The organism is Kosakonia oryzendophytica (assembly GCF_027886705.1).
Classification (GTDB): domain Bacteria; phylum Pseudomonadota; class Gammaproteobacteria; order Enterobacterales; family Enterobacteriaceae; genus Kosakonia; species Kosakonia oryzendophytica.
Genome location: NZ_CP115659.1, coordinates 4,126,975 through 4,146,143 on the forward strand (window position 1 = coordinate 4,126,975; position 19,169 = coordinate 4,146,143).

The following is a 19,169-nucleotide window of genomic DNA, read 5'->3' on the forward strand; positions in this document are numbered from 1 at the left end:
AGTGAAGAGAAAATCAGCCGCCGTGCAGACGACGGGCGTCGATCACATCAGGCACCTGGTTAAGTTTACCCAGCACGCGGCCCAGCACCTGCAGGTTATAGATTTCGATATTCATGTCGATAGTGGCTAGCTGCTGCTTCGTATCGCTGCGGCTGGCGACGCCCAACACATTCACCTTCTCGTTGGCGAGGATCGTGGTGATATCGCGCAGCAAGCCACTGCGATCGTTGGCGGTAACACGCACCACCAGCGAGTAACCTGCCGAGTAGCTTTCGCCCCAGACGGCTTCCACGATGCGCTCCGGCGCGACCGTGCGCAGCTCTTCAAGCTGATCGCAGTCGGCGCGGTGAATCGAGATCCCACGCCCCTGAGTGATAAAACCAACGATTTCATCCCCCGGGATCGGCTGGCAGCACCGTGCAATATGGTGCATCAGATTACCCACGCCTTCCACCACCACGCGACCGTTGTCTTTACTGCGGGTTTGCGGCGTATAGGTTTTCTGCTGCAACTGCTTCAGTGCGGCGGCATCCTGCTCTGCTGCGCTCGGTTTATTGAACTGCGATTGCAGGAAGTTCACCATCTGGTTAAGACGAATATCCCCACCGCCAATCGCCGCGAGCAACTCTTCCATTTCGTTAAAGTTGTAGCGCGGCAGCAGATGTTTTTCCGCCTCTTTCAGGCTGATGCCCAGATGCGCCAGCTCATCGTCGAGGATCTGCCGCCCGGCCAGGATGTTTTTGTCACGATCCTGTTTACGGAACCAGGCGTGGATCTTCGAACGCCCACGGCTGGTGGTCACATAGCCGAGGTTCGGGTTCAGCCAGTCGCGGCTTGGGTTTGGCTGCTTCTGAGTGATGATTTCAATCTGATCGCCCATCTGCAACTGGTATGTAAAGGGCACAATGCGCCCGCTAATTTTCGCGCCGATGCAGCGGTGCCCCACGTCACTGTGAATATGGTAAGCGAAGTCCAGCGGTGTGGAGCCTGCCGGTAAGTCCACTACATCCCCTTTCGGCGTAAACACATACACCCGATCGTCGAACACCTGGCTGCGCACTTCATCAAGCATCTCGCCAGAGTCGGCCATCTCTTCCTGCCAGGCGATCAGTTTACGCAGCCAGGCAATACGGTCTTCATGAGCGGAACGTGGGCTGCCTGCAACGGCTGTACCCTCTTTGTACTTCCAGTGCGCCGCCACACCCAGTTCAGCGTCTTCATGCATCTGGCGGGTACGGATCTGGATCTCCACCGTTTTCCCGCCCGGCCCCAGTACCACGGTATGGATCGACTGATAACCGTTCGGTTTCGGGTTGGCGACATAGTCATCAAACTCATCCGGCAAATGGCGGTAATGGGTATGGACAATCCCTAACGCCGCGTAACAATCCTGCAAGCGTTCAGCGACAATACGCACGGCGCGCACATCAAACAGCTCGTCAAAAGCGAGGTGTTTTTTCTGCATTTTGCGCCAGATGCTGTAAATGTGTTTCGGACGACCATATACCTCGGCTTTAACGCCTTCGTTTTTCATCTCCGTACGCAAATGGCCGACGAACTCGTCAATATAGTGTTCACGATCGATACGCCGCTCGTGCAACAGTTTGGCGATGCGTTTGTATTCCGCCGGGTGCAAATAGCGGAAGCAGTAATCTTCCAGCTCCCATTTCAGTTGCCCGATCCCGAGGCGGTTCGCCAACGGCGCATAGATATTCGTACACTCTTTGGCCGCCAGCACGCGTTCATCTTCCGGCGCATCTTTTACTTCGCGCAAGTGCGCGATACGTTCAGCCAGCTTGATCACCACGCAGCGGAAATCATCCACCATCGCCAGCAGCATACGGCGGACGTTATCCACCTGTTCGGAGGAGACAGAATCGGTGTGGGTGGCTTTAAGCTGGCGGATGGCGGCCATATCGCGTACGCCGTGAATCAGGTTAACGACGGAAGCGCCCACGCTTTCACGCAACACCTCTTCGCTGACCACTTCGGCATCCGCCAGCGGGAACAGGAGCGCCGCACGCAATGTGTCCGTATCCATACTCAGCATGGAGAGGATTTCAACCATCTCGATACCGCGCGACAGCAGTATTTCCGCATTGGGATGCCCTTGCGTCTGGCGCAGACAATATTCCCAGGTTTCGGTTAAGCGTTCACACGACGGTTGACTGGTGATCCCCAGACTCGCGATCCATTTTCCCGGATCGAATTCACCCGCTTTGTTCAAATGCGCACTGCGTACCGCAACCATTGTCCTCTCCTTTCAGGGACCGGGCCTGTCGAACTCGACAAGCCGAAATTAATCATTTGTGATTCACAAACAACACCATCGACTCCAGGTGGCCTGTGTGCGGGAACATGTCCAGCATCGCCAACTGCTGAATCTGGTAACCCGCATGTAAAAGCGCTTCACTGTCGCGGGCAAGGGTGGCGGGATTACAGGAAACGTACACCACCCGCTGCGGCGACAATTTTATAATATGTTGCATCACGCCTGCAGCACCGGCGCGCGCAGGATCGAGCAACACTTTGTCAAAACCCTGCCTGGCCCACGGCTGCGTTGTGACATCATCTTCCAGATTTTCATGAAAAAATGTCACATTGTGCAAGCCATTCTGTTGCGCGTTTTGCTGCGCTTTCGCCACCAGCCCGGCAACGCCTTCTACGCCGACGACACTGCCCGCGCGTTTCGCCAACGGTAACGTGAAATTCCCCATTCCGCAGAACAGATCCAGTACGCGATCGTCTGGCTGTACATCCAGCCACATCAATGCACGGGCGACCATCTGTTGGTTCACTCCGTCGTTCACCTGGATAAAATCCCGCGGACTGAACGTTAAGCGTAGCCCTTCAGAGCTGTACCAGGGAACATCTCCGCACACATGTTCCAGTATCTCGCTTTGCGGCGCCAGATACAGCGCCAGGTCATGAGAATGCGAAAACCGTTCCAGTTTTTCTTTATCATCAGTGGCTAACGGGCCGGTATGGCGTAAAACCATCAGCGGACCGTTGTCTGCATCAACCAATTCAACATGCCCAAGATGACGCACCGCTTTCAACTGCGCCAGACATTCGCGCAGCGGGGAGAGCAATGCTTCAAGCCGATGCACCAACACCGGGCAACGCGTGATAGAGACGATGTCGTTGTCACCCGCTTTACGAAAGCCCATCGCCAGTTGTTGCGTTTTTGACTGCCAGCTCAGGCTTAAGCGTGCGCGTCGGCGGTACCCCCACGGCTGAGCGGCAATCACCTCTTCGACATCGTGTTTCATCAAACGTGCCAGCGCGGCGCTTTTACTGCGCTGTTGCAGTGCAACACTGGCGTGCTGCTGCTGGCACCCCCCGCAAACGCCAAAGTGCGGGCACACGGGCGCTACACGCTCCGGGCTGTCGTTCAGGCGGCGTTTTACCTCACCGCGCGCAAATTGCCGTTTGTCCTCTTTCAGCGTGATTTCTGCCGTCTCGCCAGGCAAAAGTCCGGGAACAAACAACGCCTTACCATTATGGCGCGCAACGCCCTGACCAAAGGGATCAAGATCATTTACGGTTACCGTTAGTGTTTGACGAGTCGTCACGCGTCGTTTTGCAGAGTAGAATTGCGCCATTGCCTGGAAATATCTCATTACCGATTAATGGCCTTATTCTCCCATAACGGAATTCCATGACCAACTACAGCTTGCGCGCACGCATGATGATTCTGATCCTGGCCCCCACCGTACTTATCGGTGTGTTGCTCAGCATCTTTTTTGTTGTTCACCGCTACAACGACTTACAGCGTCAGTTGGAAGATGCCGGCGCCAGCATTATTGAACCGTTGGCGGTCTCCAGCGAATACAGTATGGCGTTGCAGGACAGAGAAGCTATTGGTCAGCTTATTAGCGTTCTGCACCGCCGTCATTCGGATATAGTGCGAGCTATCTCCATTTACGACGGCAAGAACGATGTGTTTGTTTCATCGAATTTCCAGCTTGATGGCGACGATCTGAAACTGGCGGAGGGGCAGCCTTTCCCGCGCAAATTAAGCGTGACCCGCCACGGCGATGTGATGGTGCTGCGTACGCCGATCCTTTCAGAAGGCTACGCGCCAGCGAACACCTCACTTCCGGCAGATAAAATTACCGGCAATATGCTCGGTTATGTCGCGCTGGAACTCGATCTGAAAGCCGTGCGTTTACAGCAGTACAAAGAGATTTTTATCTCCAGTCTGATGATCTTGTTCTGTATCGGCATTGCGCTGATTTTCGGCTGGCGTCTGATGCGCGATGTCACCAGTCCGATCCGTAATATGGTGAATACCGTAGACCGTATTCGTCGCGGGCAGCTTGATAGCCGTGTTGAAGGCTTTATGCTCGGTGAACTGGATATGTTGAAAAACGGCATCAACTCGATGGCCATGTCGCTGGCGGCCTACCACGAAGAGATGCAGCACAATATTGATCAGTCCACCTCCGACCTGCGAGAAACGCTGGAGCAGATGGAGATCCAGAACGTTGAACTGGACCTGGCCAAAAAACGTGCACAAGAAGCCGCACGCATCAAATCAGAGTTCCTTGCCAACATGTCGCATGAGTTGCGTACACCGCTGAATGGGGTGATTGGCTTTACCCGCCTGACGCTGAAGTCGGAGCTGAACCCCACACAACGCGACCACCTGCTCACTATTGAGCGTTCGGCCAATAACCTGCTGGCCATCATCAACGACGTGCTCGACTTCTCCAAACTGGAAGCAGGCAAACTGATCCTTGAGAGCATTCCTTTCCCGCTGCGCAATACGCTGGATGAGGTAGTGATCCTGCTGGCGCACTCCGCCCACGATAAAGGGCTGGAGCTGACGCTGAATATCAAAAACGATGTGCCGGATAATGTGATTGGTGATCCGCTGCGTTTACAGCAAGTCATTACCAATCTGGTAGGTAATGCCATCAAGTTCACCGAAAATGGCAACATTGATGTGGTCGTGGAGAAACGCGCGATCAGTAATAACAAAGTGCAGATTGAGGTGCAGATCCGCGATACCGGCATCGGAATCCCTGAGCGTGACCAGTCGCGTTTATTCCAGGCGTTTCGTCAGGCTGACGCCAGTATTTCCCGTCGCCATGGTGGCACCGGTCTGGGCCTGGTGATCACACAGAAACTGGTGAATGAGATGGGGGGCGATATTTCGTTCCACAGCCAGCCAAACCGTGGTTCCACCTTCTGGTTCCATATCAATCTCGATCTCAACCCAAATGCCATTACCGAAGCGCCTGCAACAGGTTGCCTGGCAGGCAAACGGCTGGCGTATGTTGAGCCGAACGCCACCGCAGCGCAAAGTACGCTGGATGTGCTGAGCGAAACGCCGCTGGAGGTGGTTTACAGTCCGTCGTTCTCCGCATTGCCGCAGGATCATTACGATATTTTGCTGATGGCGATTCCGGTCACCGTTCGCGAACCGCTGAACATGCAGCATGACCGCCTCGCGCGGGCGGCGGCCATGACGGACTATCTCTTGCTGGCGCTCCCTTGCCATGCGCAAGTGAACGCGGAAGAGCTCAAACAGGATGGCGCGGCGGCTTGTCTGCTGAAACCGCTGACGCCCACACGTCTGCTACCTGCGCTCACGGAATATTGCCGTTCCACACGCTTAACCCAGACCTTTGTACCTAACGAAAGCAAACTGCCGATGTCAGTGATGGCGGTAGATGACAACCCGGCGAACCTGAAATTGATCGGCGCGCTGCTTGAGGATCAGGTCCAGCACGTTGAGCTATGCGACAGCGGTATGCAGGCCCTTGAGCGCGCCAGACAGTTGCAATTTGATCTGATCCTGATGGATATCCAGATGCCGGATATGGACGGCATCCGCGCCTGTGAGCTGATCCGCCAGTTACCTCACCAGCAGCAAACGCCGGTGATTGCCGTAACGGCGCATGCCATGGCGGGACAGAAAGAAAAATTACTGAGCGCAGGAATGAACGACTATCTGGCGAAACCGATTGAAGAAGACAAGCTGCACAACCTGCTGCTGCGCTATAAACCCGGCCCGGACATCAGCTCCTGGTTAACGCCGCCGGAGCCAGAGACGCCGCATGCAGAACCGGTGGTAAATGCAGATGTGACGCTCGACTGGCAGTTGGCCTTACGGCAGGCGGCGGGGAAAACCGATCTGGCGCGGGAGATGCTGCAAATGCTGGTGGAGTTTCTGCCGGAGATCCGCAATCAGGTGGAAGAGCAACTGGTGGGAGAGTCACCACAGGGGCTGTCGGAAGGGATCCATAAACTGCATGGTAGCTGCGGGTATAGCGGTGTTCCGCGCCTGAAAAACCTCTGCCAGCTTATCGAGCATCAGTTACGCAGCGGCGTACCGGCCGAGGAGTTGGAGCCGGAGTTTCTTGAGCTACTGGATGAAATGGACAATGTGGTACGCGAAGCGCGGAGATTGATTGGGTAGTGAGGTTGCCGGATCGGCGTCTTCGCGCCATCCGGCAAACAAAGGCTATATTGTCTGACCTGCTTTCAGCACCGCCGCCACGTTACGCGCTGTCATGCGCACGTTTTCTCTGGCATTCGCCAGCGCATCATCCAACGAACAGATCCGGTAGATGACGCTGAAAACCGCATCAATACCGTGGCTGTGCACCACACCTACATCAGCGGTCAGGCTACCAGCGATACCAATGACCGGGATCCGGTAACGTTTCGCCACTTTCGCCACCCCTACTGGCACCTTTCCGTGCACGGTCTGGCTGTCTATCCGCCCTTCCCCGGTGATCACCAGATCTGCATCCGCAACGTACTTATCCAGATCAAGCGCATCGGTAACGATCTCAATCCCGTGGCGCAGTTCCGCACCGCAAAAGGCGTACAGCGCCGCGCCCATTCCCCCGGCTGCACCGCCGCCAGCCAGATTGAGGACATCCAGATCCAGATCGCGGGCGATGATCTTCGCATAACGCCCCAGCGCATCATCCAGCCGGGAGATCATCTCAGGCGTCGCCCCTTTCTGGGGACCAAATACCGCCGACGCGCCCTCTTTACCGGTGAGTGGATTGGTCACGTCGCAAGCCACTTCGATACGGCAATGTGCCAGACGTTTATCCAGTTCGCTGATATCAATACGTTCCAGCGTCTCCAGCGCCGCACCGCCAAACGCAATCTGCTCACCCTTGCCATTCAACAATTTTGCGCCCAGCGCCTGCACCATGCCTGCACCACCGTCATTCGTGGCGCTGCCTCCGATGCCAATGATGATATGTTTCACGCCCGCATCCAGCGCGTGGCGGATCAATTCGCCGGTTCCCCAGGACGTGGTCACCAACGGATCGCGTTTCGCCGGAGGCACCTTTTCCAGCCCGCTGGCCGCCGCCATTTCAATAAAGGCAGATTTTTCATCGCCGGAAAGACCATAAAAACCGTTAGCCTGCTCGCCAAGTGGGCCCTTCACCGTCACGTTCACGATGCGCCCTTCGGTCGCGGCAACCATGGCTTCAACTGTCCCTTCTCCGCCATCTGCAACCGGTATTTTTACATATTCCGCTGAGGGAAAAATCTCGCGAAAGCCACTCTCTATGGCGGTCGCTACATCCAAAGCACTCAAACTTTCTTTATAAGAGTCAGGTGCGATAACAATTTTCATAAGCCATCCTTACGCATATTCACTGCCGCAAGCATACACCCGGAAGCCTGAGGAAAATGCCAGCCCCCGCAAGGACTGGCGATCCCCCGTTAACGCACCATGCACGGACGTTTGTTATCAAACTTCCAGTTCGGGATCAGGTACTGCATCCCCATGGCATCATCACGCGCACCGAGGCCGTGTTTCTGATACAGCTCATTGGCTTTCATCACCTGGTCCATATCCAGCTCAACGCCCAGACCCGGTTTGCTCGGTACCTGTACCATCCCGCCCTTGATTTCGAACGGTTCTTTGGTCAGACGTTGGTTGCCTTCCTGCCAGATCCAGTGTGTATCGATCGCGGTGATATTGCCTGGCGCAGCGGCGGCAACGTGGGTGAACATCGCCAGCGAAATATCGAAGTGGTTATTGGAGTGTGAGCCCCAGGTCAGGCCGAACTCGTGACACATTTGGGCGACGCGGACTGAGCCCTGCATGGTCCAGAAATGCGGATCCGCCAACGGAATATCCACAGATTGCAGAGACAGGGTGTGCCCCATCTGACGCCAGTCAGTGGCGATCATGTTGGTGGCAGTCGGCAGACCGGTTGCGCGGCGGAATTCCGCCATCACTTCACGCCCGGAGAAGCCCTGCTCTGCACCACACGGATCTTCCGCATAGGCCAGTACACCTTTCAGGTGCTTACCAATTTTGATGGCTTCATCCAGCGACCAGGCGCCGTTTGGATCCAGCGTCACACGCGCCTGCGGGAAGCGTTTCGCCAGCGCGGAAATCGCTTCAGCCTCTTCCATACCGGCCAGTACGCCGCCTTTCAGTTTGAAATCGTTAAAACCGTATTTCTCGTAGGCGGCTTCCGCCAGACGCACAACCCGATCCGGGGTCATCGCCACTTCGTGACGTACGCGATACCAGTCGCATTTGTCATCCGGCTGGCTCTGGTAAGGCAGCGGCGTTTTTTTGCTGTCGCCCACGAAGAACAGGTAGCCAAGCATTTCCACTTCGCTGCGCTGCTGGCCTTCGCCAAGCAGGGAGGCAACGTTCACCCCAAGGTGCTGTCCGAGCAAGTCGAGCATCGCCGCTTCAATACCGGTCACCACATGGATAGTGGTGCGCAGGTCAAAGGTTTGCAGGCCACGGCCACCGGCATCGCGATCGGCAAAAGTATGGCGAACGGTATTGAGCACGTTTTTGTACTCACCCAGTGTTTTCCCGACCACAAGTGGAATGGCGTCTTCCAGCGTTTTACGGATTTTTTCGCCGCCGGGAATTTCACCCACGCCCGTATGTCCTGCGTTGTCTTTGATCACCACGATATTGCGGGTGAAGAACGGGGCATGCGCGCCGCTCAGGTTCATCAGCATGCTGTCATGACCGGCAACCGGAATAACCTGCATGGAAGAGACAACGGGGGTAGAAGTATGTGTGCTCATTTTTTATCCTTTTGGTCTATCAATGACGTCCGAAAACGGGGCGTTTTTTGTCAAACGTCCAGCCAGGGATGAGGTACTGCATTGGGCCTGCGTCATTGCGCGCGCCGCCAGGCAGTTTTTTGTATGCTGCGTGCGCTTTCTCGATTTGCTGCCAGTCAATTTCCACACCCAGCCCAGGCGCATCCGGTACGGCGATTTTGCCCTGGCGAATTTGCAACGGTTCTTTGGTCAGACGGGCGTCGCCCTCCTGCCAGATCCAGTGAGTGTCGATGGCGGTCGGTGTACCCGGCGCAGCAGCGCCAACATGGGTGAACATGGCCAGAGAAATATCGAAATGGTTGTTGGAGTGGCAACCCCAGGTTAATCCCCAGTCGTCGCAAAGTTGGGCCACGCGCACCGCACCAGAAAGCGTCCAGAAGTGCGGATCGGCCAGCGGAATGTCCACTGCATTCAGCATCACTGAATGCCCCATTTCACGCCAGTTAGTGGCGATCATATTGGTGGCAACCGGCAAACCGGTAGCGCGGCGGAATTCCGCCATCACTTCACGCCCGGAGAAGCCCTGCTCCGCACCGCACGGATCTTCTGCATAGGTCAGCACATCATTCAGGCCTTTGCACAGGCTGATAGCTTCGTCGAGTAACCAGGCACCGTTGGGATCGACGGTGATACGCGCATCCGGGAACCGTTTTTTCAGCGCTCGTACGGTATCGATCTCTTTCTCACCCGGCAAAACACCGCCTTTCAGTTTGAAATCTTTAAAACCGTAACGATCCTGCGAAGCTTCGGCCAGGCGAACCACCGCGTCGCTGTTCATTGCTTCCTGATGGCGCAGGTGATACCACTCATGGCTGCCCGGCGTGGCGTCAAGGTACGGCAGATCGGTTTTGGTACGATCGCCAATATAGAACAGGTAACCCAGCACCGTTACCGCATCACGCTGTTTTCCGGGACCAAGCAGTTCACATACCGGCACATTCAGCGCCTTACCCAACAGGTCGAGCAGAGCGGCTTCCAGCGCCGCGACAGCGTTAACACGCAGCTCAAACGTCCACGCGCCTTTACCGAAGGTATCGAAGTCAGCGGCCTGATTGCCTTTGTGAACACGCTGAACCACTTTGTTCAGTCTCGCCACTTCCTGCCCCACCACCATCGGCGTGGCATCGACCAGCGTCTTATAGATAACCTCGCCGCCGGGGGCTTCACCGACGCCGGTATTACCGGCGTTATCAGTGAGGACCACTATATTGCGGGTAAAATACGCGTTATGTGCGCCGCCGATGTTCATCAGCATGCTGTCATGCCCGGCGACGGGAATGACTTTCATCTCTGTGATAATGGGGCTTGCTTGTGTGTTCATCATTAACGTCCTGTCACAGGTTTCAGTACAATACGTTTGATATCACCGACCACCACCAGGTAGCTCACTACCGCCACCAGCGCATGGATCCCCACGTAAATCAGCGCGCCATTGAACGAACCCGTGGTGCCCACGATGTAGCCAATCGCAATTGGCGTAACAATGCCGGAAATGTTACCGAACATATTGAACAGACCACCGCTCAGGCCGCTGATCTCTTTCGGCGCAGTATCCGCCATCACCGCCCAACCCAGCGCACCGATGCCCTTGCCAAAGAACGCCAGCGACATAAAGGCGATAATCAGCATTTCTGAATCAGTGTAGTTACAGAACACCATGCTCATCGAGAGCAGCATACCCAGCACGATGGGTGTTTTGCGGGCAAGGTTCAGCGAGCCATAGCGGCGCATTAACCAGTCAGAAATGATCCCGCCCAGCACCCCGCCGGTGAAACCGCAAATCGCCGGGATCGATGCGATAAAGCCTGCTTTCAGAATCGACATCCCTCGCGCCTGCACCAAGTACACCGGGAACCAGGTGATAAAGAAGTACGTCAGGGCATTAATACAGTACTGACCCAGATACACGCCGATCATCATGCGTGAACACAGCAACTGTTTGATCTGTGCCCATTTTTCAGAGAACGGAACACGTTCTTTATTGCTTTTCTGATCCATATTGATCAGCGCGCCGCCTTCGGCAATGTACTCCAGCTCTTTCTTATTCACGCCCGGGTGTTGATTCGGCTCGTGGATCATTTTCTGCCACAGTAGACTGATCAGAATGCCCAGACCACCCATAAAGAAGAAGACGTGCGACCAGCCCACTTCATGTGTCAGCCAACCCATGATCGGTGCGAAAATAACGGTGGCAAAGTATTGAGCAGAGTTAAAAATCGCCACTGCCGTGCCCCTCTCCTGCGCCGGGAACCAGGCCGCAACGATACGACTGTTGCCAGGGAAGGAAGGTGATTCTGCCAGCCCCACCATAAAGCGCAGGGTGAAGAGCGCAACGATGATGCCAAAGCCGCTGAAGACGTCGACGAAACCCTGTAACAAGGTAAACAGCGACCAGGTGAAGATAGACCAGAAATAGACACGTTTAGAGCCAAAGCGGTCCAGCAACCAGCCGCCCGGGATCTGACCAATGACATAGGCCCATGAAAACGCAGAGAAGACATACCCCATTCCAACCGGGTCCAAACCGATGGCTTTGGACATCTCCGAACCGGCAATCGACAACGTGGCGCGGTCGCCGTAGTTGAAGGATGTGACGATAAACAGCATCACCACTATCCAGTAGCGTGCGTTCGTGCGCTTTTCAGCACCGCTCGCCGCCTGGCTAAATGTACTCATGGTTGTACTCCCGAAGCATAAATGTTCATGTACATTCATCCTGTACGGCACAACCAGTAGGGGTAGACAGGATGATGTAGTTGTGTTTTTTGCAGTTTCCATGCCTGGGTCGCTATCCCCTGCGGACTGCATTTTTTTAACTGGCGAGAAAAGTATAAAAAGCGCCTTACCAACACTCACCGTGCAACAACACAACATTCGCTGCCCTCCGCCCGGTGGTTTATTGCATTAGCCCAGGCACGTGGGGAGTACTTCACGGAAATGAAAACCCATACCCCTTGCAGAAGGGCAAAAAGCGGACGGTTTTAAAGAATGTGAAACAGGTCGCTTGACCCCGTGGAGATGCACTTTTTATCCCGGCAAATGAGCAGGGCATTAAGGGCAATTGCCAGAAGCTTACTCGATTCAGTCAGAGGCATAATAAGTGGTCGCTATCGTCATGCGGATTGCATCACGGTGAACCATCAGAACAGGTTCAAAGGGGTTTCCCTCCCTGTAGGGGGGAGGGAAAATTCTTACTTAAGGAGGGTTGCCCAGTGTTCGACCCACGGGTTGGAGACGCTTTCCGGTTCCGGATCTTCACTGGCGTCAATCAATAACATGTCGCCAATGCGCTGAGCGCCCTGCTCCTGCAGCAGCGCATCGAACTGCTTACCGCCACCGCAGAAATGCGTATATGTGCTGTCGCCCAAGGCAATTACGCCGTAACGTAGCGCCGGCTGATAGCCTACGGTATCACGCAGATAGTGAAAGAGCGGCGCGATGCTGTCCGGTAAATCCCCTTGCCCGGTTGTTGATGTCACCACCAGCGCATACCGATCGTTGTTGCCGTCCCAATCTGCGGCTTCGGGATCTTCAAAGACGGTGGCCTTATGACCATGCGCCGTGAGGATCGCCTGCGCTTCTTCCGCCACTAACAGCGAATTACCGTACATGGTGCCAACAAAAATTCCGATCTCCGCCATGCTCTTCACTCCTTGGGTGATGTCTGATTTTTCTCATCGTGAACGCTCAGACCGGAGAACTCAACCCTTTCATTATCAGGGAGAAGTCCTTGCCAGCCGAACTGCGACACTGCCCTCATCCAGACATCATCCAGCCCGGCGCGCAACGTTAATGCTTCGCCGGTAAACGGATGCGTCAGCGTTAACTGGCTGGCGTGCAGCATTAACCGGTTGCAACCAAAGTGTTCCGCTGCGCTGCGGTTTTGCCGCAAATCCCCGTGCTTGCTGTCACCAATAATCGGATGGCGCAAATGGGCTAAATGGCGCCGCAGCTGATGTTTACGGCCGGTTTTTGGCTCCAGTTCAACCAACCCATAGCGGGTAGTCGGGAACTTGCCAGTGGCAACGGGCATCTCGGTGGTCGCCAGCCCGCGATAATGGGTCACGGCCGGTTGCGGGCCTTTATCGGTGCGGGCGAATTTATCCGCAACTTTATCGAGTTCTTCAACCAAGGGATAATCAAGCAACGCGTCCTCCATTAGCCAGCCACGCACCACCGCGTGATAACGCTTCTGGATCCGGTGTTGCTCAAACTGCTGTGCGAGCAGACGCCCCGCTTCGCTGGATAACCCCATCAGCAAAACGCCGGAAGTCGGCCTGTCGAGACGGTGCGCGGTGAAAACGTGCTGGCCGATTTGGTCACGCACCGTTTGCATCACCACGACTTTTTCGTCGCGATCCAGCCAACTACGGTGTACCAGCCAGCCCGATGGCTTGTTGACCGCGACCAGCCATTCATCCTGGTAAATAATCTCCAGCATCAGTTACCGTCGCCGGTAAACAGTGCATCCAGTTGCTGTAAATGCAAGAGCACTATCTCGCGATGAGGATGGGCCGCGTCCAGCGCCATTTCGTAATAGGGCGCAACGGCGAAAGCCTGTGGAAGCGGCTGCCCACTATCCAGCAGCGCGTGCATACGCGGGATCAACACCCATTGTAACCATTCGAATGGCTCGAGCGTGTCCATACAAAAAGGTTGAGTGCTTTCAAAAGCGCTGGCTTGCGGAACCGTAGTTTGCCAAAGCTGGCGTTCGCGCAGCAGGGCTTCGAGAAGCTCAAGCTGCTGACGCACGCGAAGATGAAGCGTCATAAAAACCCCGAAATAAAACAGACTGGCGCGCAGGATACCAAAGAGATGGGCAAATAAAAAAAGGGAGCACTGTAAAAACAGTGCTCCCGGTTCGTTTTGCAGCAATCCAGCTACCTATTGTGCTCCCTGCTCATCCGTGACAACTTTTCCTGCGGTCTCCTGACCTGTTCATCCTTAAACATCGCATCATGCTCACACCACCCCGATGTGACATAGCTTTGTCCTTAAAGCGTGTCCTTGATCATCCTGATCCGCCGACCATCCCTACCGGCTCACATTCTCCATCCTGGAGGTGTCCCTTAACGCGTTCCTGCGTTTTCCTCTCGCTTCATCATGAAGCCTTCCCTGCAGCACCTTCTGGTGTGTCCATGAAGCAACATCATCCTAATGTACGCTTCGTTGTCAGACTCCGTGTCGACAGAGATAGAATCACCCATTCTGTTTCGTCTTACAAGAAGACTTAATGCAAATAAACTTTTGAATGAAAGAGTGAAACATCAGATTTTTATCTGTAACTCATTAATTCATAATGGCTTTACATGAGATGTCGTAAAGATGTTAAGGAATTAGAACAGGCGATCTCCTACAGGTCATGTAAGAGATCTCTCACAACAACAGTAGTATAGGGGATTACACAACGGGTTCGAGCTGGTTCAGAAAAGCGGCCAGATCGGGTGCCAGAACAACCCGCTGACGCGTTCCCAGCGTCTCTTTAATGACTTCCCCGCTCAGATTGCACAGCGAAATCACATCGAGATCACTGTCGAGCGTGGCAATAAAAAGTGTAGGAGAAAGCTTCAACCTTTTCTGCGTGACCAGATGACCAATCAGGTTTTCCTGCACGCGCCGGAAGTCATCTTCACTCCAGGTTTGCAGTAATATCAGGGTTTCAGAAGCAAAACGCGCCGTCATATCACCGGCAAATTGTGTGGTATAGAACGCGTGGAGCGCAGATTGTACCACAATATCCATCGCCTGTTCAACAGGGTTTACATTTCGTTCGGGTAGGAACGGTTTAGGCTGCCAGAAAACGCTCTTATCAGTCGAAGAAATAATGCACGGCGAAGGCACGCCATAAAGCGCTTCACTCTCAGGCCAGCTGCCGCGTTGCGCATGCCATGCATCGCAGTAACGTTGGGTAAAGGCTTCCAGAGCCAGGGCCGTTTCTTTTTCCACCGATTTCTCTCTTAACATAAGCCAGGATAAACTCTGCGGCATAGTCTACCTGCAAAATGGCGATGAAACATGTCTTCTTATGATAACCATCAGGCCCTCTCTGGCCTGACGCTGGGCAAAACCACTTCTTACCGCGACACCTACGACGCCACTCTGCTTCAGGGTGTTCCCCGTTCATTAAACCGCGATCCGCTGGGATTAACGGCTAATAATCTGCCGTTTCGCGGAGCAGATATCTGGACGCTGTATGAGCTCTCCTGGCTGAATGCTAAAGGTCTGCCGCAGGTCGCCGTAGGCCATGTTGAGCTGGATTACGCCAGCCTGAACCTGGTGGAATCAAAGAGTTTCAAACTCTATCTCAACAGCTTTAACCAGACGCGTTTCGCCAGTTGGGACGAGGTGCGCGCCACGCTGGAGCGCGATCTGAGCGCCTGTGCGCAAGGTCTGGTTACCGTTGCGCTCTATCGCCTTGATGAACTTGAAGGCCAACCTGTCGCGCATTTTCATGGCACCTGCATCGACGATCAGGATATTGCCGTAGATAACTACGCTTTTGATGCAGCGTTACTCACCGATGCCGCCAGTGGAAAAGTGGTGGAAGAGACGCTGGTCAGTCATCTGTTGAAATCAAACTGCCTGATCACCCACCAGCCGGACTGGGGATCTGTGCAGATCCAGTATCGTGGGCCGAAGATCGACCGTGAGAAACTGCTGCGCTATCTGGTCTCATTCCGCCATCACAACGAATTCCACGAGCAATGCGTCGAGCGGATTTTTACCGACATTCAGCGTTTCTGCCAACCGGAAAAACTGAGCGTTTATGCGCGTTACACGCGTCGCGGCGGACTGGATATCAACCCATGGCGCACCAATACCGATTTCATTCCGGCTACGGGTCGCCTGGTGCGCCAGTAAAACTTCGCGCGCGGGTTGTTAAACGTCATAAGCCAGGGCTATTGTAATCAGGAGGGAATATAAAATTTTCGTCCCGTAAGGAGTTCACTTGATTACACATATTAGCCCGCTTGGCTCCATGGATATGCTGTCGCAGTTGGAAGTCGATATGCTTAAACGCACGGCCAGCAGCGACTTGTACCAACTGTTTCGCAACTGTTCGCTCGCTGTGTTGAACTCAGGGAGCCTGACGGACAACAGCAAAGAGCTGCTTTCTCGCTACGAAAGTTTTGATATCAACGTATTACGCCGTGAACGCGGCGTAAAGCTGGAACTGATAAACCCACCGGAAGAGGCCTTTGTTGATGGGCGGATTATCCGTTCATTGCAGGCTAACCTGTTCGCTGTGTTGCGCGATATTCTGTTCGTTAACGGGCAAATTAATAACGCCGGGCGTTTCCAGCATCTGGATCTGGAAAGCTCCATCCACATTACCAACCTGGTCTTTTCTATTTTACGTAACGCCCGTGCGCTGCACGTGGGCGAAGCGCCCAGTATGGTTGTCTGCTGGGGCGGTCACTCGATCAACGAGACCGAATACCTCTACGCCCGCCGCGTGGGAACCCAGCTTGGTCTGCGAGAGCTCAATATCTGCACCGGCTGCGGGCCAGGCGCCATGGAAGCACCAATGAAAGGCGCCGCCGTTGGTCACGCGCAGCAACGCTATAAAGAGGGGCGATTTATCGGCATGACCGAACCGTCGATCATTGCAGCCGAACCGCCAAACCCGCTGGTCAACGAATTGATCATCATGCCGGACATTGAAAAACGCCTGGAAGCCTTTGTCCGTATCGCGCATGGCATCATCATCTTCCCGGGCGGCGTGGGTACGGCGGAAGAGTTGCTCTATCTGTTGGGGATCCTGATGAATCCGGCCAACAAAGATCAGGTGCTGCCGTTGATCCTGACCGGGCCGAAAGAGAGTGCGGATTACTTCCGCGTACTGGATGAATTCATTGTCAATACGCTGGGTGAAGCCGCGCGCCGTCACTACACGATCATTATTAACGATGCCGCTGAAGTGGCCCGTCAGATGAAAAAAGCGATGCCACTGGTGAAAGAGAACCGCCGCAATACTGGCGATGCCTACAGTTTCAACTGGTCAATACGGGTTTCGCCAGACCTGCAAGTGCCGTTCGAACCAACCCATGAAAATATGGCCAATCTTAAACTTTATCCGGATCAACCGGTAGAAGTGCTGGCAGCGGATCTGCGTCGCGCGTTCTCCGGCATTGTGGCGGGTAACGTGAAAGAGATGGGTATCCGGGCTATCGAAGAGTTCGGGCCGTATAAAATTCATGGTGATAGCGAAATGATGCGCCGCATGGACGATTTACTGCAAGGTTTTGTCGCCCAACACCGTATGAAATTGCCTGGCTCCGCCTATATCCCCTGCTACGAAATCTGCTCCTGATCGCCAAGGGCGACCAATAAGTCGCCCTTATACCTAAAACATCTCTTTTCAGTAACGCCGTCTACTCCACCAGGAATTCATCCAATCCAATGGCTTTTATCGTCGATAAATCACTGTAAATGAGGCAGTTAACAGCGCGTTTATCTTCTTTCAATTGCGTGGGTTTGATCGCAAATCTTGCCAGTGATAGCCTTCGCGCCCATAAATCTCACATCATGATCGTTAAGTAGCGATATGGTCTAAATACACCCACATAAAAAGTAGATTATTGCAATTGGGATCCCGATCACTGATAGAGTCATAACATAAATGTATCTTTCCGCCGCAAATAATTACGGAAAGAAATTATAAAAAAACCGTAATTGACCGGATTTAATATTACCGCTGGCGTCTCGGGCACGGTTTTTTACCCGTTATGGCAGCATTTTGCTTTTCCCAGGAGATTTATCAATGGAAACGACTCAAACCAGCACGTTGGCCTCGACTGAAGCGCGCAGTTCATGGCGTAAGACCGACACCATGTGGATGCTGGGCCTCTATGGCACCGCCATCGGCGCGGGTGTATTATTCCTGCCAATTAACGCCGGCGTTGGCGGACTTATCCCGCTGATTATCATGGCGATTATTGCCTTCCCTATGACCTTCTTCGCACACCGCGGCCTGACCCGTTTTGTGCTATCCGGTAAAAACCCGGGCGAGGACATCACCGAAGTGGTGGAAGAACACTTTGGTATTGGTGCTGGTAAACTGATTACCCTGCTCTACTTCTTTGCTATCTACCCGATCCTGCTGGTTTACAGCGTGGCAATCACCAATACCGTCGACAGCTTTATGACCCACCAGTTGGGCATGACGCCGCCGCCGCGCGCTATTCTCTCCCTGATCCTGATTGTCGGCATGATGACTATCGTGCGTTTTGGCGAGCAGATGATCGTAAAAGCGATGAGTATTCTGGTATTCCCGTTTGTTATCGCCTTGATGCTGCTGGCGGTATACCTGATCCCGCAGTGGAACGGCGCAGCACTGGAAACCCTGTCTCTGAGCAGCGCATCGGCAACCGGTCACGGCCTGTGGATGACCCTGTGGCTGGCTATTCCGGTTATGGTGTTCTCGTTTAATCACTCACCGATCATCTCCTCTTTTGCTGTGGCAAAACGTGAAGAGTACGGCGTAGATGCAGAGCGTAAGTGCTCCCGCATCCTGGCGTTCGCGCACATCATGATGGTGCTGACGGTCATGTTCTTCGTGTTCAGTTGCGTGCTGAGCCTCTCTCCGGCAGATCTCGCCGCCGCGAAAGAACAGAACATTTCTATCCTTTCTTACCTGGCAAACCACTTTAATGTGGAACTGATTGCCTGGATGGCACCGATCATTGCGATGATCGCCATCACCAAGTCCTTCCTCGGCCACTACCTGGGCGCGCGTGAAGGCTTTAACGGTATGGTTATTAAGTCTCTGCGCAGCAAAGGCAAAACCATCGAAATCAACAAGCTGAACCGCATTACCGCGCTGTTTATGCTGGTGACCACCTGGGCGGTGGCCACGCTGAACCCGAGCATCCTGGGCATGATCGAAACCCTGGGCGGCCCGATCATTGCGATGATCCTGTTCCTGATGCCGATGTACGCCATCGCCAAAGTACCGGCTATGCGTAAATACAGCGGCAGCATCAGCAACATCTTCATTGTTATCATGGGCCTTATCGCTATCTCCGCGATCTTCTTCTCCCTGTTCAGCTAATCTTTTCGCGCCGTCCGTCATGGGCGGCGCG

At 54.3% G+C, this 19,169-nt stretch carries 14 protein-coding genes; 4 read left to right on the top strand and 10 right to left on the bottom strand.

Annotated elements, in window-relative coordinates; genetic code table 11:
* Window positions 1–13: 13 nt before the first annotated feature.
* Window positions 14–2,251 carry a GTP diphosphokinase gene (gene relA / locus O9K67_RS19975; protein WP_061497454.1) on the bottom strand — a complete coding sequence of 746 codons (2,238 nt, stop codon included), beginning with the start codon at window positions 2,249–2,251 and terminating at the stop codon, window positions 14–16.
* Window positions 2,252–2,303: 52 nt separating this feature from the next.
* Window positions 2,304–3,605, bottom strand: coding sequence for a 23S rRNA (uracil(1939)-C(5))-methyltransferase RlmD (gene rlmD, locus O9K67_RS19980; RefSeq protein WP_061497457.1), 1,302 nt, complete (start codon window positions 3,603–3,605; stop codon window positions 2,304–2,306).
* A 56-nt stretch (window positions 3,606–3,661) separates the two neighbouring features.
* On the opposite strand from rlmD, the gene barA reads away from it, so the two are divergent.
* Window positions 3,662–6,430, top strand: a complete 2,769-nt coding sequence (gene barA / locus O9K67_RS19985; protein WP_061497459.1) for a two-component sensor histidine kinase BarA — start codon at window positions 3,662–3,664, stop codon at window positions 6,428–6,430.
* A gap of 45 nt (window positions 6,431–6,475) precedes the next feature.
* On the opposite strand, the gene O9K67_RS19990 is transcribed toward barA, so the two are convergent.
* From O9K67_RS19990 to syd, 8 genes are all read right to left on the bottom strand, one after another.
* Window positions 6,476–7,615 carry a glycerate kinase gene (locus tag O9K67_RS19990; protein WP_061497462.1) on the bottom strand — a complete coding sequence of 380 codons (1,140 nt, stop codon included), beginning with the start codon at window positions 7,613–7,615 and terminating at the stop codon, window positions 6,476–6,478.
* Between the two features lie 89 nt (window positions 7,616–7,704).
* A complete protein-coding gene (gene gudD, locus O9K67_RS19995) occupies window positions 7,705–9,045 on the bottom strand; it encodes a glucarate dehydratase (RefSeq protein ID WP_061497464.1) in 1,341 nt (446 codons plus the stop codon).
* 19 nt (window positions 9,046–9,064) lie between these two features.
* The gene (locus tag O9K67_RS20000; protein WP_061497466.1) at window positions 9,065–10,405 is read right to left on the bottom strand and encodes an enolase C-terminal domain-like protein; all 1,341 of its coding nucleotides are present in this window, start codon (window positions 10,403–10,405) and stop codon (window positions 9,065–9,067) included.
* Between the two features lie 2 nt (window positions 10,406–10,407).
* A complete protein-coding gene (locus O9K67_RS20005) occupies window positions 10,408–11,760 on the bottom strand; it encodes an MFS transporter (protein WP_061497468.1) in 1,353 nt (450 codons plus the stop codon).
* Window positions 11,761–12,275: 515 nt separating this feature from the next.
* A complete protein-coding gene (locus O9K67_RS20010) occupies window positions 12,276–12,725 on the bottom strand; it encodes a flavodoxin (RefSeq protein ID WP_061497475.1) in 450 nt (149 codons plus the stop codon).
* Window positions 12,726–12,730: 5 nt separating this feature from the next.
* A complete protein-coding gene (truC, locus tag O9K67_RS20015) occupies window positions 12,731–13,525 on the bottom strand; it encodes a tRNA pseudouridine(65) synthase TruC (RefSeq protein WP_061497477.1) in 795 nt (264 codons plus the stop codon).
* Entirely contained in the window at window positions 13,525–13,854 is a 330-nt protein-coding gene (locus O9K67_RS20020) for a YqcC family protein (protein WP_061500159.1), read from the bottom strand. The genes truC and O9K67_RS20020 overlap by 1 nt, the downstream gene beginning before the upstream one ends.
* 630 nt (window positions 13,855–14,484) lie before the next feature.
* Window positions 14,485–15,030: a SecY-interacting protein gene (gene syd / locus O9K67_RS20025; RefSeq protein WP_061500163.1), complete on the bottom strand. Its 546-nt coding sequence runs from the start codon at window positions 15,028–15,030 to the stop codon at window positions 14,485–14,487.
* A 69-nt stretch (window positions 15,031–15,099) separates the two neighbouring features.
* On the opposite strand from syd, the gene queF reads away from it, so the two are divergent.
* The 3 genes from queF to O9K67_RS20040 all read left to right on the top strand — a co-directional run bounded on the left by queF (window position 15,100) and on the right by O9K67_RS20040 (window position 19,138).
* On the top strand, window positions 15,100–15,945 hold the full coding sequence (gene queF, locus O9K67_RS20030; RefSeq protein WP_061497479.1) for an NADPH-dependent 7-cyano-7-deazaguanine reductase QueF: 846 nt from the start codon (window positions 15,100–15,102) through the stop codon (window positions 15,943–15,945).
* A gap of 88 nt (window positions 15,946–16,033) precedes the next feature.
* A complete protein-coding gene (gene ppnN / locus O9K67_RS20035) occupies window positions 16,034–17,398 on the top strand; it encodes a nucleotide 5'-monophosphate nucleosidase PpnN (RefSeq protein WP_061497480.1) in 1,365 nt (454 codons plus the stop codon).
* A gap of 450 nt (window positions 17,399–17,848) precedes the next feature.
* Window positions 17,849–19,138, top strand: coding sequence for an HAAAP family serine/threonine permease (locus O9K67_RS20040; protein ID WP_061497482.1), 1,290 nt, complete (start codon window positions 17,849–17,851; stop codon window positions 19,136–19,138).
* Window positions 19,139–19,169: the final 31 nt, after the last annotated feature.

What these genes read in the sequence shown, in the direction of transcription:
- barA (WP_061497459.1), top strand. Translation starts at nt 3,662, where the DNA reads ATGACCAACTACAGCTTGCGCGCACGCATGATGATTCTGATCCTGGCC.
- gudD (WP_061497464.1), bottom strand. Translation starts at nt 9,045, where the DNA reads ATGAGCACACATACTTCTACCCCCGTTGTCTCTTCCATGCAGGTTATT.
- O9K67_RS20005 (WP_061497468.1), bottom strand. Translation starts at nt 11,760, where the DNA reads ATGAGTACATTTAGCCAGGCGGCGAGCGGTGCTGAAAAGCGCACGAAC.
- queF (WP_061497479.1), top strand. Translation starts at nt 15,100, where the DNA reads ATGTCTTCTTATGATAACCATCAGGCCCTCTCTGGCCTGACGCTGGGC.
- truC (WP_061497477.1), bottom strand. Translation starts at nt 13,525, where the DNA reads ATGCTGGAGATTATTTACCAGGATGAATGGCTGGTCGCGGTCAACAAG.
- relA (WP_061497454.1), bottom strand. Translation starts at nt 2,251, where the DNA reads ATGGTTGCGGTACGCAGTGCGCATTTGAACAAAGCGGGTGAATTCGAT.
- O9K67_RS20000 (WP_061497466.1), bottom strand. Translation starts at nt 10,405, where the DNA reads ATGAACACACAAGCAAGCCCCATTATCACAGAGATGAAAGTCATTCCC.
- rlmD (WP_061497457.1), bottom strand. Translation starts at nt 3,605, where the DNA reads ATGGCGCAATTCTACTCTGCAAAACGACGCGTGACGACTCGTCAAACA.
- O9K67_RS19990 (WP_061497462.1), bottom strand. Translation starts at nt 7,615, where the DNA reads ATGAAAATTGTTATCGCACCTGACTCTTATAAAGAAAGTTTGAGTGCT.
- O9K67_RS20040 (WP_061497482.1), top strand. Translation starts at nt 17,849, where the DNA reads ATGGAAACGACTCAAACCAGCACGTTGGCCTCGACTGAAGCGCGCAGT.
- O9K67_RS20020 (WP_061500159.1), bottom strand. Translation starts at nt 13,854, where the DNA reads ATGACGCTTCATCTTCGCGTGCGTCAGCAGCTTGAGCTTCTCGAAGCC.
- O9K67_RS20010 (WP_061497475.1), bottom strand. Translation starts at nt 12,725, where the DNA reads ATGGCGGAGATCGGAATTTTTGTTGGCACCATGTACGGTAATTCGCTG.